Origin of the sequence: Paracoccus zhejiangensis, from assembly GCF_002847445.1 — a bacterium.
GTDB classification, from domain to species: domain Bacteria; phylum Pseudomonadota; class Alphaproteobacteria; order Rhodobacterales; family Rhodobacteraceae; genus Paracoccus; species Paracoccus zhejiangensis.
Map to the genome: position 1 here is coordinate 1,282,280 of NZ_CP025430.1, position 13,113 is coordinate 1,295,392.

The window sequence follows — 13,113 nt, forward strand, 5'->3', positions numbered from 1 at the left end:
GACCGATACAGCGGCTATTCTGGCTGTGGTACTGTTGTGTTTGTCGCCCGCTTTTTCAGGGAATCAGCCTTTGCCCGATGACAATCAGAAATCAGGGGATCTCCCACCGGGGGCCGGCGGCCGGGTGCTGCATCTGGCCGAGTTCGATGCGAACAACCCGGCGCGCATCCTCGCCGATCTGCGCGATTATTGGCAGAGCCTGCGTCGGGGCCGCGCCATCCCGCTGCGCTCGGAGATCGAACCCAAGGGCATTCGCGGGGCGCTGGATTACGCCTTCATCCTCGAGCGGGTGGCGCCGGGCGCCGCGCGCTTCAGGCTGGCCGGACGGCACCTGATCGACCTGATGGGGATGGAGGTGCGGGGGATGCCGCTTTGCGCCTTCCTCAATCCCGGATCGCGGGGGCGGCTGTCGGACGTGCTGGAAACCGTGTTCCACGCCCCGCAGCTGGCCGAGCTGACGCTGGTGGCCAAGGCGGAATACGCCCGCCCGGCGCTGGCGGCGCGGATGCTGCTGATGCCGCTGCGCTCCGATCTCGGCGATGTCACCCGCGCGCTTGGCTGCCTGATCAGCGAGGGCGAGCCGGGCAGCCTGCCGCGGCGCTTCGACCTAGTGCGCGAACGTATCCTGCCGATCTTCGAAGGGGCCGAGATCGTCGCCCCCTCGGCCTCGGCACCCGGCTTCGCCGAGCCGCCGGCCGACTGGCGCCGGACCCGGCTGCCCGCCCCGGCCGAACCTGCGACGCCAGCAGCAGCACCGGCTGCCCCGGCACCCTCGGCCGCTGCCACCGCCCTGCCCGAGACGCCCGAGGATCGCCGCGCCCGTTTCCGGGTGGTGGTCCGCAACGACTAGCGCCGCTCAGCCCCGGTCGCGCCGATAGGCCCAGCCCGGCGCCTTGCCGCCACGCCCTGCCGACCACAGCATGACCTCGCCGGTGCGGCGAAAGCCGACGCCCTCCAGCATCCGCGCCGAAGCCGGGTTGTCGGTAAAGACCTCGGCCTCGAGATGCGGCGGGGCATAGCGGGCGTCGATCTCGGCCAGAAAGGCCTGCAGGATCTCGCGGCCAAAGCCCTGACCCCAGCTGTCGGGCGAGAGGAAGTAATAGATCGGCGGGGCGTTCTTGCCGTCCAGCCGACCGACGCCGATCGAGCCGATGACCCTGCCCGCGTGGCGGATTGCCAGACGATAGGGCGGCACCAGCGATTCAGCGGGGAAGATCGGGGCGAAATCGACCATCTTCATCCCCGGCCGGAAGATGAACAGCATCTGCGCCACATCGGGCCGGGTGGCGATGTCATAGAGCGCCGGCAGATCGGCAGGTTCTGCCCGGTTGATCACGAGCCGCCCGGTGTCAATCGAGACGCCGTGTCGGGCCGCGAAGGCGGCGCGGGTCAGCACCACCCGGGTCGCCGGAACGTCCCGCCCCAGCCGGACGGAAAAGACGGTCCCCGGATGCGGGTCACCGAAACCCAGCTCATCCAGCAACGCCGCCGAGGCAGTGTTGCCCTGAAGGTAGCTGGCCGTCACCTGCTGGTGTCCTGCCGCAAAACTGCGGGTCAATGCCAGCACGGCGGCGCGGCGCGCTACGCCCTGCCGGCGAAAGGCGGGCAGCACCCAGTAGCCCAGGTCACCGCCCGAGCGCACCCCGCCGGCCAGCGCACCATTCACCCGGATGGCATGGTCATCCGGCCCCGCCTCGGCGATGAATCTCCGTGCATCGGCCAGCCCATAGGGAAAGGGCACGCTGCTCAGCCATTGCGTCGTGTCGAGATCGGCCAGCGCCCCGGCGATCAGGGGCGCATCGGCCTCACCCAGCCTGTCCAGCACGATCCCGTCCGCCATGGCTCAGCCGATCGGGACCACGCGCACCATGCCGCCCTCGGCCGAGAGCGCGATCTGCCCCCCGGCCAGACGCAGCGCGTCGGCGCCGAAGACCTCGGCGCGCCAGCCCGACAGCGCCGGCACGTCCCGCGCCCCGCTGGCGATGGCATCCAGATCGGCGGCCGAGGCGATCAGCTTCGAGGCCACTCCGGTCTCGTCCGACTTGGCCTTCAACAGCACCCGCAGCAGATCGGCCAGCGCCGGATTGCCCGGACGGCCCGGCTCGGTCTTCTCCGGCTCGGGCAGATCGCGCGCCTCCTGCCCGGCCTTCACCGCCGCGAGGATACCTGCCGCGATCTCGCCCCGCCGCGCCTCGCGCAGCAGCAGACGCGACTTGCCCAGATCGCCCTCGTCCGCCGGCTTGGTCGAGGCCAGCTCGATCATCGCATCGTCCTTGTAGACGCGCGAGCGCGGCACGTCGCGTTCCTGCGCATAGGTCTCGCGGAAGCGGGCCAGTTCGCGCAGGATGGCAAGGAAGCGCGGCGAGTTCGAGCGCGTGCGCACCCGCTGCCAGGCATCCTCGGGCCGGGTGATGTAGGTCTCGGGGTCTTCCAGCACGCCGATCTCCTCGGCCAGCCAGCTTTCGCGCCCGGATTTCTTCAGCTGCGCCGACAGATGTTCATAGATCTGGCGCAGATGGGTCACATCCGCCAGCGCATAGGCCTTTTGCGCATCCGACAGGGGCCGGCGCGACCAGTCGGTGAAGCGCGAGGACTTGTCCAGATCGGCCTTGACGATCTTGCGCACCAGCGTCTCGTAGCCGACCTGCTCGCCAAAGCCGCAGACCATGGCCGCAACCTGCGTGTCGAACAGCGGTTCGGGGAAGATGCCGGCATCGTGGAAGAAGATCTCCAGATCCTGCCGCGCGGCGTGGAACACCTTGACCGTCGCCTTGTGGCGGAAGAGGTCATAAAGCGGCTCCAGCGACAGGCCCTTCACCATCGGATCGACCAGCACCGCCTGCCCGCCCGCGATCTTGGCGGTCGAGGCGGGTGGCAGGGCCATCTGGATCAGGCAGAGCTTGGAATAATAGGTCCGCTCGCGCAGGAATTCGGTATCGAGCGTGACATAGGCCTCGGCCTTGGCGGCCTCGCAGAATTTGGCCAGTTCTTCGGTCGTGGTGATGGTGGTGATCTTGTCGCTCATGCGGCCCATACAATTGTAAATAGGGCGGTTCGTCCGCCGGGATCGCAATCCCATAGGCGCTTGCCCGTGAAAAGAAAAGCGCGCCGCACGAAGCGGCCGCCCTTACAGCGGCGGAATATCGCCGCCTTCGCGCATCGCGTGAAATTCCGCGACGAAATCATCCAGACGCTGCGCCGCAATCGCCTCGCGCAGCCCTGCCATCAATTCCTGATAATAATGCAGGTTGTGCCAGGTCAACAACATGCCCGAGATCATCTCGCCCGAGCGGAAGACATGGTGCAGATAGGCGCGGCTATAGCCGGTGCAGGCCGGGCAGCTGCAGGCCTCGTCCAGCGGGCGCGGATCGTCGGCATGGCGGGCATTCTTGATGTTCACCTGCCCGCGCCGGGTCCAGGCCTGCCCGGTCCGGCCCGAGCGCGAGGGCAACACGCAATCCATCATGTCGATGCCGCGCTGGACGGCGCCGACGATGTCATCGGGCTTGCCCACCCCCATCAGGTAGCGCGGCCGATCCTCGGGCAAGAGGCCGGGGGCATAGTCGAGCACACCCAGCATCGCCTCCTGCCCCTCGCCCACGGCAAGACCGCCGATGGCATAGCCCTCGAAACCGATGGCTTTCAGCGCCTCGGCACTTTCCTCGCGCAGTTCGCGGGTAACGCCGCCCTGCATGATGCCGAAGAGGGCATGGCCTGGACGGTCGCCGAAGGCGTCGCGTGACCGCTGCGCCCACCGCATCGACAGGCGCATGGATTTCGCCACATCCTCTTCCGCCGCCGGCAGGGCTGGGCATTCGTCGAAGGCCATGACGATATCGCTGCCCAGAAGCCGCTGGATCTCCATGCTGGTCTCGGGCGAGAGGAAATGCTTCGAACCGTCGACATGGCTTGAGAAGGTCACACCCTCCTCGGTCAGCTTGCGCAGGCCGGCAAGGCTCATCACCTGGAAGCCGCCGCTGTCGGTCAGGATCGGGCGCTGCCAGTTCATGAACTGGTGCAGCCCGCCCAGCCTCGCGATCCGCTCGGCCCCCGGCCGCAGCATCAGGTGATAGGTGTTGCCCAGCAGGATATCGGCCCCGGTCTGGCGCACGCTCTCGGGCAGCATCGCCTTGACCGTGGCGGCGGTGCCCACCGGCATGAAGGCCGGGGTACGCACCTCGCCCCTCGGGGTCTGGATGGCGCCGGTGCGGGCGCGGCCATCGGTGGCGTTGAGGGCAAAGGAAAAGCGGTCGGTCATGGCGGGGTCCGGGATCTGCAACCGGGTGTCCTTACCGGCTTTGCGCGGCTGGCGCAACGCGGGCGCAAAACACGGCTGCCTTTGAGCCGCCTCGCCCTCTGGACCCGAAGCAGATCGAGGCCTATATAAACTGTCGGAATTGCCGAGGACATGACATGAGCTCTGAGCCCCTGATGGAAGGCGCGCCGCTGATCCGGCCGTCGACGACCGAGCACCCGCTCTACGAGCAGGTGGTCGAGGCGTGCAAGACCGTCTATGACCCGGAGATCCCGGTGAACATCTTCGACCTGGGCCTGATCTACACCATCGAGATCGATGCCGAGAACGCGGTGAACGTGGTCATGACCCTGACCGCCCCCGGCTGTCCCGTCGCCGGAGAGATGCCGGGCTGGGTCGCCGATGCCATCGAACCCCTGCCCGGGGTGAAACAGGTCGATGTCGCCATGACCTTCGATCCGCAATGGGGCATGGACATGATGTCCGACGAGGCCCGGCTGGAACTGGGCTTCATGTAAGCGGCGCGCCGCCGGGACTTGAGCCGGTCGGGCCGTGACCCTATCTATGGCCTCTAGGATCGAAAGGCCCAGCCATGTTCGGAATTCCGGGGAAAAGCCCCGTCACCATCACCCAAGCCGCAGAGCGGCAGATTGCCCGGCTGATGTCGGGCAAGCAGGCTGTCGGCCTGCGCATCGGCCTGAAAAAGGGCGGCTGCGCCGGCATGGAATACACGATGGAACTGGCCCAGACCGCCGACAAGGCCGACGAGGTGGTCGAGCAGGGCGAGGCGCGGGTGCTGATCGCGCCGATGGCGCAGATGTTCCTGTTCGGGACCGTGATCGATTACGAGACCGGCCTCTTGGAATCCGGCTTCAAGTTCCGCAACCCGAATGTCACCGATACCTGCGGCTGCGGCGAATCCATCCGCTTCGAGCCGCTGGAAGGTGCGCGCGCACCGGGCGCCTGAGCGACAAATCGCGCCCCGCCTTGATCCTTGCGCGGGGGGAGCTTAATCCCGTCCTCGATAGATCGCAGGAGGGATAATCATGGCACCGCGTAAACTTGCCGCCGGAAACTGGAAGATGAACGGCGATCTGGCCGCGCTGGATCAGATCGACGCGCTGGCCCGCGATCACGCCGCGCCCGGTTGTGATGTGCTGATCTGCCCGCCTGCGGTGCTGATCCATCCGATGGCTGCCCGTGTCTCCGGCCTTGCTGACACCATCGCTGTCGGAGGGCAGGATTGCCATGCCGCCGCCTCGGGCGCGCATACCGGCGACATCTCTGCAGTTCAGTTGAAGGATGCGGGCGCGAGCCATGTGATCCTTGGCCATTCCGAGCGCCGCACGGATCATGGCGAAACCGATGCCGAAGTTACGGCCAAGGCGGCAGCGGCGCATCGGGCCGGGCTGGTCGCGATCATCTGCGTCGGTGAAAGCGAGGCGCAGCGCGATGCCGGCGAGACGCTGGACGTGATCGCCGCGCAACTGGCCGGCTCGATCCCCGAAGGGGCCACCGCCCGGAATACCGTCATCGCCTATGAGCCGATCTGGGCCATCGGCACCGGTCGCACGCCCACCAACGACCAGATCGCCGAGGTTCACCAGTTGATGCGCGACCGGCTGACCGCCCGTTTCGCCGATGGCGACCAGATGAGCCTGCTCTATGGCGGCAGCGTCAAGCCGGGCAACGCGGCCGAGATCTTCGCCATCGCGCATGTGAACGGCGCGCTGGTCGGCGGCGCCAGCCTGAAGGCCAGCGATTTTGGGCCGATCGTCTCGGCGCTTGGCGCGGCTTAACCGGCCTGGCCTGGCGGTGTCCGCAAGGATGATTGAAAATCCTTTGGTATACATGCCATCCTCGGGCGTCGCCGGGGATTCGCAGCCGTTTCCCCGCGCGGCCTCTGATCAGGGTGGTCGGTGACCGAGTTGCTTTCGTTACACGAGGACCGACTGTCCAGATGATCCGACGCCTGACCTCCCGGCTTTATCACGACGAGGGCCTGTCATGGCGTGCCCTGCGCAGCGGCATGTGGACCCTTGCCGGCTTCGGTGGCGGGCAGGCCCTGCGGCTGGTGGTGAACCTCGCCCTGGCACGCCTGCTGTTTCCGAGCGCCTTCGGCACCATGGCTCTGATCATGGTGCTGATCCAGGGGCTGAACAACTTTTCCGATGTCGGCACCCGCCCGGCGGTGCTGCGCAGCCCGCGCGGCGACGACCCCGATTTTCTCAACACCGCTTGGACCATCGAGATCATGCGGGGGGTGGCGCTGTGGCTCGTCTGCTGTGCGCTGGCAGTCCCATATGCGCGGTTCTATGATGCACCCGAGATTGCGGCCTATCTCGTCGTTGCCGGCTTCGGCTCGGTCATTCACGGGCTGCAACCGATGCGGATTCTGACGGCAGAGCGACACATGTCGCTACGTCAGGTGACGAAGGCTGATCTTCTTTCGCAGGTGATCACCTCGGTCATGCTTGTCATCCTGGCCTGGGTCACCGCCTCGATCTGGGCTCTGGTGGTGATGCTGGTCGTCGGAGGCATTGTCCGCATCCTGATCATGCTCTGGATGATCCCCGGCCACCGTGACCGCCTGCAATGGGACCGGGAAGCTGTCCATGAACTAACCAGTTTCGGCAAATGGATCTTTCCCAGTACCATCCTTGGGTTTCTGATCAATCAGGGCGACAAGGCGATCTTCGGCCGTTATCTCACTTTGACTCAATTGGGTCTCTATAATATCGGCTTCTTTCTCGCCAGCTTTCCGCAGATGCTGGGCAGCGCGATCGTTGCGCGGATCATGATTCCGCTCTACCGGGAATCTCCGCCCGGCGCCGGCCCGAACGAGTTCGGTCGCATCCGCCGCATCCGCTTTGCCCTGACCGGCGGAATTCTGAGCGCAACGCTGCTGGTCGCCTTCCTGGGACCCTGGCTGGTCGAGTTGCTTTATGACCAGCGCTATCAGCAGTCGGGGATTATGGTCACACTGATTGCCAGTGTCGTGGTTCCCCAAGTCATCCTGCTAGGAAATGACCTTCCGGCACTTGCCGCCGGGGATTCTCGCGGGTTCTTCTATCTAATAGCCGTCCGCGCAGTCCTGTTTCTGAGCTGCTTCTGGATCGGCTCGCATTTTGGAGGCCTCCTTGGTGCGTTGCTCGGACAGGCGGTTGGCACTATTCTTTCGTACCCCGCGCTTGCACTATTGGCGCGACGCCACCACGCTTGGGATCCACTCCATGACGGGGTTTTCGCGCTGATTGCGGTGACCGTGCTGTCACTCATCCTGTTTCCGCGGCTCGACGAGATCCGGGCATTGGCTCAGGTCGGCTGAGCGGAATGAGAGCGGCCGACTGGCCCCGCCGATCGGCTGGTGCGAAGACGGGTTCAGGTCGCCGGGACACCCACCCGTACCGAGGGCGGCAGCATCTGTGCCAGCCATTCGGGCATGAGGTCGATCATCCACAGGACCGCGACGAGAGCCGCCAGCAGAAGGACCCCGACATAGGCCATGCGTAGAGCGAACCAGGTCCGGTCGCGCGCGGTCGGACGATAGCCAAGCGCGACCAGCGGCCGCAATCCCGTCACCGCCTCGAACTGGCGGGCATTGCGTAGCACTGGGTTCATCAGGTCCAGAAGCAGCGCCAGGCCGCTGGATACGGCAATGCTGAGGAAGGTCCCCAGGATGGCACTGCGCTTTCGGTTCGAGGCAACCGGAAACTCGGGCGGGATTGCCGGCTCGAGGATCACCATATTCTCGGTTTGGTCATTGTCTGCCAGGAGGCGCAGGGCATCGATCTCGGCCAATCTGCGGGACATCTCGGTATACTGATCACTGAGATTCTGCCGCGAGCGCTGCATCTGCTCATAGATCTGTGCCACCTGCGGCATCCGGTTTTGCGCGGTTGCGATTGAATCACGCCGCGCGGCGATCATATCCAGATCCGCCTCCATATTGGCCACCTGCTCGTCGATCATGCTGAGCTGACGGCTCAGACCCGCCGGGGTGTCTTCGCTCCTGCCGTCGGTGATTGCGCGAACGGTCTCTTCCAGGCGGCGGATCTCTGGATGACCCGAGGGCAATGTCCGGCGGGCCTGCGCCAAGGCGACCTCAGTCGCACGCAGCTGCTGGACGATACTGCTGGTTTCATCGGTCATCTCGGTCCGCTCGAGCGCCAGACGCTCGCGGCGCAACTGCATGAGCGATTGCTCGGTCAGGGTCTGGCGCTGCGTCAGGCCGACGAGTTCCTGTTGATGGAAAGTCCGTGCTTCGGGCAGAGAATCCTCGTTCTCCGAAGCATAGGCGGCGATCGCACGGTCTCGGCCATCCAGATCGGCCTCGATCCGCTTCAATTCTGTCGTCAGGAATTCATGGGATTCATTGATCCGTGCCTCGCGCTCGCGGCGATAGCTTGTCACCACGTCATTGGCCAGATCATTGGTCAGGTCAGCCGCTGTCTGGGCGGTGCCCGCACGGGCCGAGATAACAAGCGCGGCAAGATTCCCAGTGTTTTCCGGACCCACCGCCGACGAGGCAACGCTCTCGATCCGGGTTTGCGCGCGCATCACTTCGAGCTTGGCACTTTCCGGCATCCGTTCTGCACCATCGAACAGGCCGTACTGATCGATCAGGCGCAGCAAGTTTTCGCGTGACATCAGTCGCTGTTCGATCTGTTGAACTCTTAACGCCGCCGGTGGGGCCGACCGGGTGACCGGATCGAAGATCACCGGCGCGTCGACCTGGATCACCGTCCGAGCTTCGAAGGCAGACGGTGAAGTGACCGCGAGATAGAGTGACAGCAGCAGCCCAGCCAGAAGGACCGTCAGGATCAGCGGAAGGCGCCGCCAGATCAGCGAAACGAGGTCGGCAATGGATTGAATCGGTCCCATCGCGCTACCTCACGTCCTCGGCCTTGTTCAAGACGACGCCCAGAAGGGGCGGCATGTCGGCCAACAGGCGCTGGCAATCGGTGATCTGCTGGCCGGTTCCACTGCGGCCATCGGCGACCAGCAGAACCGCATCCATCACCGGCAGGCCGGCCAGCCCCTCATCGGTGCCAAGGACGGGGGAAAGATCAAAAATTGCCAGATCGCAGCCCGAGTCCGTCACCAGCCGGTCAATGCGCTCGCGGGTCACTTCGTCCTGCAGCAGTTCGGCGCCGTCGGGTATAGCCCGGCCCGAGGTGAAGCAGCGCAGGTTGGTCTCACCCTCGATCCGGTTCACAAAGTCATCCGGCTGCAGGTCCTCGCCGCGCAGATAGCTGACAAGACGAAAGTCGCCGGGAACGCCCAACTGCATCGCCAGCGACGGATGACCAAGCGCCAGATCGACCAGCAACACGTTGGAATTCGGCAGACGCGCGGCAGCAAGGGCCAGATTGGCGGCAACATAGGTGGCGCCAGCACCATCGGTAATCGGGCAGACGCCAAGGCGGCGCCAGCGCTGTCGGTTCATTTCCTGAAGAAGCCGCGTGCGCAGGACCGCGAAACGGGACGCGACTTCCAGCTCTTCACGCTCGGCCCGGCCCAAGGCCTTGCGGCTGCGGGGCGGGGCGATGGACGGGGCGGACTCGGTGTGGTGGCCAGAGTGGTGGCGTTGTGTCAAATCCGAAACTCTCCCAAACGCGCAAGCGAAAAACCGTACAGCCCCACCGAAGCCCATGCTAACGTCTGGCACATGAAAATCACAACTGCAAATGCCGAAAAAGCCATCAATATCCCGCGTGCGACCAACAATCCCGCGATGGTTGCGGCGATCGTGATCGGCCGCAACGAGGGCGAGCGCCTGGTCGCCTGCCTGACCTCGTTGCAGGGTCTTGCCGACCCGGTGATCTATGTCGATTCGGGTTCAACCGATGGCAGCATTGACGCGGCAAGGCGGCTGGGGGCGCAGGTTCTGGTGTTGGACACCTCCATTCCCTTCACCGCCGCGCGGGCGCGTAATACCGGATTGCGGCATTTGCTGGATCAGGGCCAGCAGCAGGGTTTCGTGCAATTCGTCGATGGTGATTGCCAGATTGAGCCAGGCTGGATCGAGACCGCGCGAGCGGCCCTGACTGACGATCCGCAGTTGGGCATTGTCGCCGGGCGGCGGCGCGAGCGGCATCCCGAGGCCTCGGTCTATAACCGGCTTTGCGATGCCGAATGGAATACACCAGTCGGCGCTGCGACGGCGGTGGGCGGCGACATGATGGCCCGGATCGAGGCTCTGGCAGCGATCGGCGGCTATCGAGACGACATGATCGCCGGCGAAGAGCCCGAGATGTGCCTGCGCCTGCGCCAGAGCGGCATGACCGTTCGCCGTCTGGACGCCCCGATGACCATCCACGACGCCAACATGCATCGCTTCGGGCAATGGTGGCGCCGCGCCCGGCGTGCGGGACACGCCTTCGCCGAGGGCAGCTGGCTGCATCGCAACGACGCCGAGCCCTTCTGGCGGCGCGAGACCCGACGCGCATTGATCTGGGCTCTGGTGATCCCCGCGCTGATCCTGATTGCCGCGCAGCTGTTCGGTTCTTGGGCATTCCTCGCGCTGATGGTCTATCCGTTGCAGGTGGCGCGGATGGCCCGGCGCGAGGAGAGCGATAATGACAGCCGGCTGCGCGCCGTTTTCCTGATGCTGTCGAAGTTTCCCGAGGCCATGGGCATCTCGGAATTTCACCTGCGCCGCCTCTTGGGGCGCAAGGCCGGGCTGATCGAGTACAAATGAACGGATTGAGCATCATCATCCCGGCCAGCAACGAGGCCGGCTACATCAACCGCTGTCTTCAGGCGGTGCTGGATCAGGACCATGATGGCCCGGTTCAGATTGTCGTTGTGGCAAATGGCTGTCGTGACGATACCGCCGCGCAGGCGCGTCGCATCCAGGGCGCATTCACCGCCCGCGGCTGGCCGCTCGTGGTGATCGAACGCGCAGAGGGCGGCAAGATCCCGGCGCTGAACCTCGGCGACGATCACGCGATTTATCAAGATCGCCTGTATCTGGACGCCGATATCGTGATGGATCCGAACATGCTGGGCGCTTTGGTGGAGGCTCTGGCCGCCCCGACGCCGCGCTATGCCGGCGGCCGGCTGGTCGTCGCCCCAGCAGACAGCGCCGTGTCGCGCGCCTATGGCCGCTTCTGGTCGCGCTTGCCCTTCATGACCGGAAATGTCACCGGCGCCGGCCTCTTCGCGGTGAACGCGGCAGGCCGGGCGCGATGGGGCCGCTTTCCGCAGCTGATCTCGGACGATACCTTCGTGCGCCTGCAATTTGCCGAGGCGGAACGTCTGCGGGTCGCCTCGGATTACAGCTGGCCACTGGCCGAGGGCTTTGACCGGCTGGTGCGCGTTCGCCGCCGACAGGATCGCGGCGTGCAGGAGATTGCCAGGCTGCATCCCGAACTGCTGGCGCGGCAAGGCAACACCCGCCCGGACCGCCGGCAGCTTGCCGGGTTGGCACTGCGCGATCCGCTGGGGTTCGCAGCCTATGCAGCGGTCGCGCTCGCCGTGCGCGCGAAGCGGGGCGAGGCGAACTGGACGCGCGGCCGCTAAACCCCTCGGTTTAAAATTTGATCGAAGGTTTAGGGTTTTCAGGAAGAATCACTTTGCCAGTTGGTGGGAAATTGCACAACTTATAGTTGTGTTAATCTAAACTAATATGTTTGCGGATGCAGCAACACATCTTCACGTTGATTGCAGAGAATGCAAGTCCCTTCGGCGTTAATGCTGCCGAAACGTCAACCTGATGTTTTGGATAGGTTTGGAGGCGCCTCGCCTGCAGATCGTGAAGATTTTCATAAAATCTGTTCTAAGTTTGGGGGCGGAGTGTATAGTTGAGGAGTGTTGTCCCCCCCCTCGAGTGTTTTTACGAATGAAGTACGGTCTTGATACAGTCTCGGCTTTGGACATGTCCGAAGCCACCCAGGCAGCCGCGTCCGAATCCATCACCGGGTTCTACTCTCGGTTCATGAAGCGACCCATCGACATCCTGATTGTCCTGCTGGCCTTGCCGCTTGTCTTGCCGATCGCACTTGTCGTTCTGGTCATGATCGCAAAGGAGGGCGGATCGCCCTTCTATACGCAGATGCGTCTCGGCAAAAGCGGCCGCAGCTTCCGCATGTGGAAGTTCCGCAGCATGGTCCGGAACGCAGACCAACAGCTGGCCGACTATCTGGATGCCAATCCCGCAGCCCGCGAAGAATGGGATCGCAGCCAGAAACTGAAGCATGATCCCCGCATCACGTCCTTTGGGCGTTTCATCCGCAAGTCTTCGCTGGATGAACTGCCGCAACTGTGGAACGTGCTGATCGGTGACATGAGCATCGTCGGTCCGCGGCCGATGATGGTCGACCAGGCCGTCCACTATCCCGGCGCCGACTATTACCACATGCGCCCGGGCGTTACCGGCCTCTGGCAGATCACCGATCGCAATGACAGCAGCTTTGCGGAGCGCGCCACCTTCGACGCGGAATATGCACGCACGCTGTCCCTGTCGGGTGATGCCAGCATTATCGCACGGACCTTCGGGGTCGTGCTGCGCTGCACGGGCTACTGAGCCACTTCCCATCCGCCCACTATTACGGCGCGGGTGAGCCCAAGACCTGATCCGGCGGCCCGATGCTTATTGGGCCGCCACAAGCTTTTTGTCTACCACGGACTTGTCGGCAGCTTCGCCGCGCTCCTCGACGCAGCGAAAGCGAAACCATGCGGCGACGAGCGTACACGCCGCGCCGCCGAGCGAATATGCCAGCAGACCTGCGAACAGACCCGCACCGAACAGGTAGACGACGGCAAAAGCCGCGATGGCACCAAAGGCCACACCTATGCCCAAGAGTGGTATCAGTTCCAGTTCCTTCCCCAGTCATTGCAGCGTGCAGCAGCTT

At 64.6% G+C, this 13,113-nt stretch carries 14 protein-coding genes; 8 read left to right on the top strand and 6 right to left on the bottom strand.

What is annotated here, in order from left to right; translation table 11 throughout:
* The first annotated feature begins 70 nt into the window (after nt 1–70).
* The gene (locus CX676_RS06310) at nt 71–850 is read left to right on the top strand and encodes a PAS domain-containing protein (protein ID WP_232816599.1); all 780 of its coding nucleotides are present in this window, start codon (nt 71–73) and stop codon (nt 848–850) included.
* Between the two features lie 6 nt (nt 851–856).
* On the opposite strand, the gene CX676_RS06315 is transcribed toward CX676_RS06310, so the two are convergent.
* From CX676_RS06315 to tgt, 3 genes are all read right to left on the bottom strand, one after another.
* Nucleotides 857–1,840: a GNAT family N-acetyltransferase gene (locus tag CX676_RS06315; protein ID WP_101751861.1), complete on the bottom strand. Its 984-nt coding sequence runs from the start codon at nt 1,838–1,840 to the stop codon at nt 857–859.
* Nucleotides 1,841–1,843: 3 nt separating this feature from the next.
* Nucleotides 1,844–3,013 (bottom strand): ribonuclease D, encoded by a 1,170-nt coding sequence (gene rnd, locus CX676_RS06320; RefSeq protein ID WP_101754178.1) that lies wholly within the window; start codon nt 3,011–3,013, stop codon nt 1,844–1,846.
* A gap of 114 nt (nt 3,014–3,127) precedes the next feature.
* Entirely contained in the window at nt 3,128–4,258 is a 1,131-nt protein-coding gene (gene tgt / locus CX676_RS06325) for a tRNA guanosine(34) transglycosylase Tgt (RefSeq protein ID WP_101754179.1), read from the bottom strand.
* Between the two features lie 155 nt (nt 4,259–4,413).
* Here tgt and CX676_RS06330 point away from each other — a divergent pair, with 155 nt between their 5' ends.
* The 4 genes from CX676_RS06330 (at nt 4,414) to CX676_RS06345 (ending at nt 7,583) form a co-directional block, all read left to right on the top strand.
* Nucleotides 4,414–4,773, top strand: coding sequence for an SUF system Fe-S cluster assembly protein (locus CX676_RS06330; RefSeq protein ID WP_101751862.1), 360 nt, complete (start codon nt 4,414–4,416; stop codon nt 4,771–4,773).
* Between the two features lie 74 nt (nt 4,774–4,847).
* Nucleotides 4,848–5,222: a HesB/IscA family protein gene (locus CX676_RS06335; RefSeq protein ID WP_101751863.1), complete on the top strand. Its 375-nt coding sequence runs from the start codon at nt 4,848–4,850 to the stop codon at nt 5,220–5,222.
* Between the two features lie 79 nt (nt 5,223–5,301).
* Complete coding sequence (gene tpiA / locus CX676_RS06340; protein WP_101751864.1) at nt 5,302–6,054, top strand: triose-phosphate isomerase; 753 nt, start codon at nt 5,302–5,304, stop codon at nt 6,052–6,054.
* A gap of 161 nt (nt 6,055–6,215) precedes the next feature.
* Nucleotides 6,216–7,583 (top strand): oligosaccharide flippase family protein, encoded by a 1,368-nt coding sequence (locus CX676_RS06345; protein WP_101751865.1) that lies wholly within the window; start codon nt 6,216–6,218, stop codon nt 7,581–7,583.
* 53 nt (nt 7,584–7,636) lie between these two features.
* Here the strand turns inward: CX676_RS06345 and CX676_RS06350 are convergent, their stop codons facing one another.
* Together CX676_RS06350 and CX676_RS06355 are read right to left on the bottom strand one after the other, a co-directional pair.
* Nucleotides 7,637–9,139, bottom strand: coding sequence for a GumC family protein (locus tag CX676_RS06350; protein WP_101751866.1), 1,503 nt, complete (start codon nt 9,137–9,139; stop codon nt 7,637–7,639).
* A gap of 4 nt (nt 9,140–9,143) precedes the next feature.
* Nucleotides 9,144–9,587, bottom strand: a complete 444-nt coding sequence (locus CX676_RS06355) for a P-loop NTPase family protein (protein WP_232816600.1) — start codon at nt 9,585–9,587, stop codon at nt 9,144–9,146.
* Here CX676_RS06355 and CX676_RS06360 point away from each other — a divergent pair.
* The 3 genes from CX676_RS06360 (at nt 9,561) to CX676_RS06370 (ending at nt 12,785) form a co-directional block, all read left to right on the top strand.
* On the top strand, nt 9,561–10,958 hold the full coding sequence (locus tag CX676_RS06360) for a glycosyltransferase (RefSeq protein WP_332872950.1): 1,398 nt from the start codon (nt 9,561–9,563) through the stop codon (nt 10,956–10,958). The genes CX676_RS06355 and CX676_RS06360 overlap by 27 nt on opposite strands.
* On the top strand, nt 10,955–11,782 hold the full coding sequence (locus CX676_RS06365) for a glycosyltransferase family 2 protein (RefSeq protein ID WP_101751869.1): 828 nt from the start codon (nt 10,955–10,957) through the stop codon (nt 11,780–11,782). Before CX676_RS06360 ends, CX676_RS06365 begins: the two co-directional genes overlap by 4 nt.
* A 355-nt stretch (nt 11,783–12,137) precedes the next feature.
* Nucleotides 12,138–12,785, top strand: a complete 648-nt coding sequence (locus CX676_RS06370) for a sugar transferase (RefSeq protein ID WP_232816601.1) — start codon at nt 12,138–12,140, stop codon at nt 12,783–12,785.
* 66 nt (nt 12,786–12,851) lie between these two features.
* Here the strand turns inward: CX676_RS06370 and CX676_RS06375 are convergent, their stop codons facing one another.
* Nucleotides 12,852–13,061 (bottom strand): hypothetical protein, encoded by a 210-nt coding sequence (locus tag CX676_RS06375; RefSeq protein ID WP_101751870.1) that lies wholly within the window; start codon nt 13,059–13,061, stop codon nt 12,852–12,854.
* Nucleotides 13,062–13,113: the final 52 nt, after the last annotated feature.

What these genes read in the sequence shown, in the direction of transcription:
- CX676_RS06315 (WP_101751861.1), bottom strand. Translation starts at nt 1,840, where the DNA reads ATGGCGGACGGGATCGTGCTGGACAGGCTGGGTGAGGCCGATGCGCCC.
- tgt (WP_101754179.1), bottom strand. Translation starts at nt 4,258, where the DNA reads ATGACCGACCGCTTTTCCTTTGCCCTCAACGCCACCGATGGCCGCGCC.
- CX676_RS06330 (WP_101751862.1), top strand. Translation starts at nt 4,414, where the DNA reads ATGAGCTCTGAGCCCCTGATGGAAGGCGCGCCGCTGATCCGGCCGTCG.
- CX676_RS06335 (WP_101751863.1), top strand. Translation starts at nt 4,848, where the DNA reads ATGTTCGGAATTCCGGGGAAAAGCCCCGTCACCATCACCCAAGCCGCA.
- tpiA (WP_101751864.1), top strand. Translation starts at nt 5,302, where the DNA reads ATGGCACCGCGTAAACTTGCCGCCGGAAACTGGAAGATGAACGGCGAT.
- CX676_RS06345 (WP_101751865.1), top strand. Translation starts at nt 6,216, where the DNA reads ATGATCCGACGCCTGACCTCCCGGCTTTATCACGACGAGGGCCTGTCA.
- CX676_RS06350 (WP_101751866.1), bottom strand. Translation starts at nt 9,139, where the DNA reads ATGGGACCGATTCAATCCATTGCCGACCTCGTTTCGCTGATCTGGCGG.
- CX676_RS06360 (WP_332872950.1), top strand. Translation starts at nt 9,561, where the DNA reads ATGACCAAGCGCCAGATCGACCAGCAACACGTTGGAATTCGGCAGACG.
- CX676_RS06365 (WP_101751869.1), top strand. Translation starts at nt 10,955, where the DNA reads ATGAACGGATTGAGCATCATCATCCCGGCCAGCAACGAGGCCGGCTAC.
- CX676_RS06370 (WP_232816601.1), top strand. Translation starts at nt 12,138, where the DNA reads ATGTCCGAAGCCACCCAGGCAGCCGCGTCCGAATCCATCACCGGGTTC.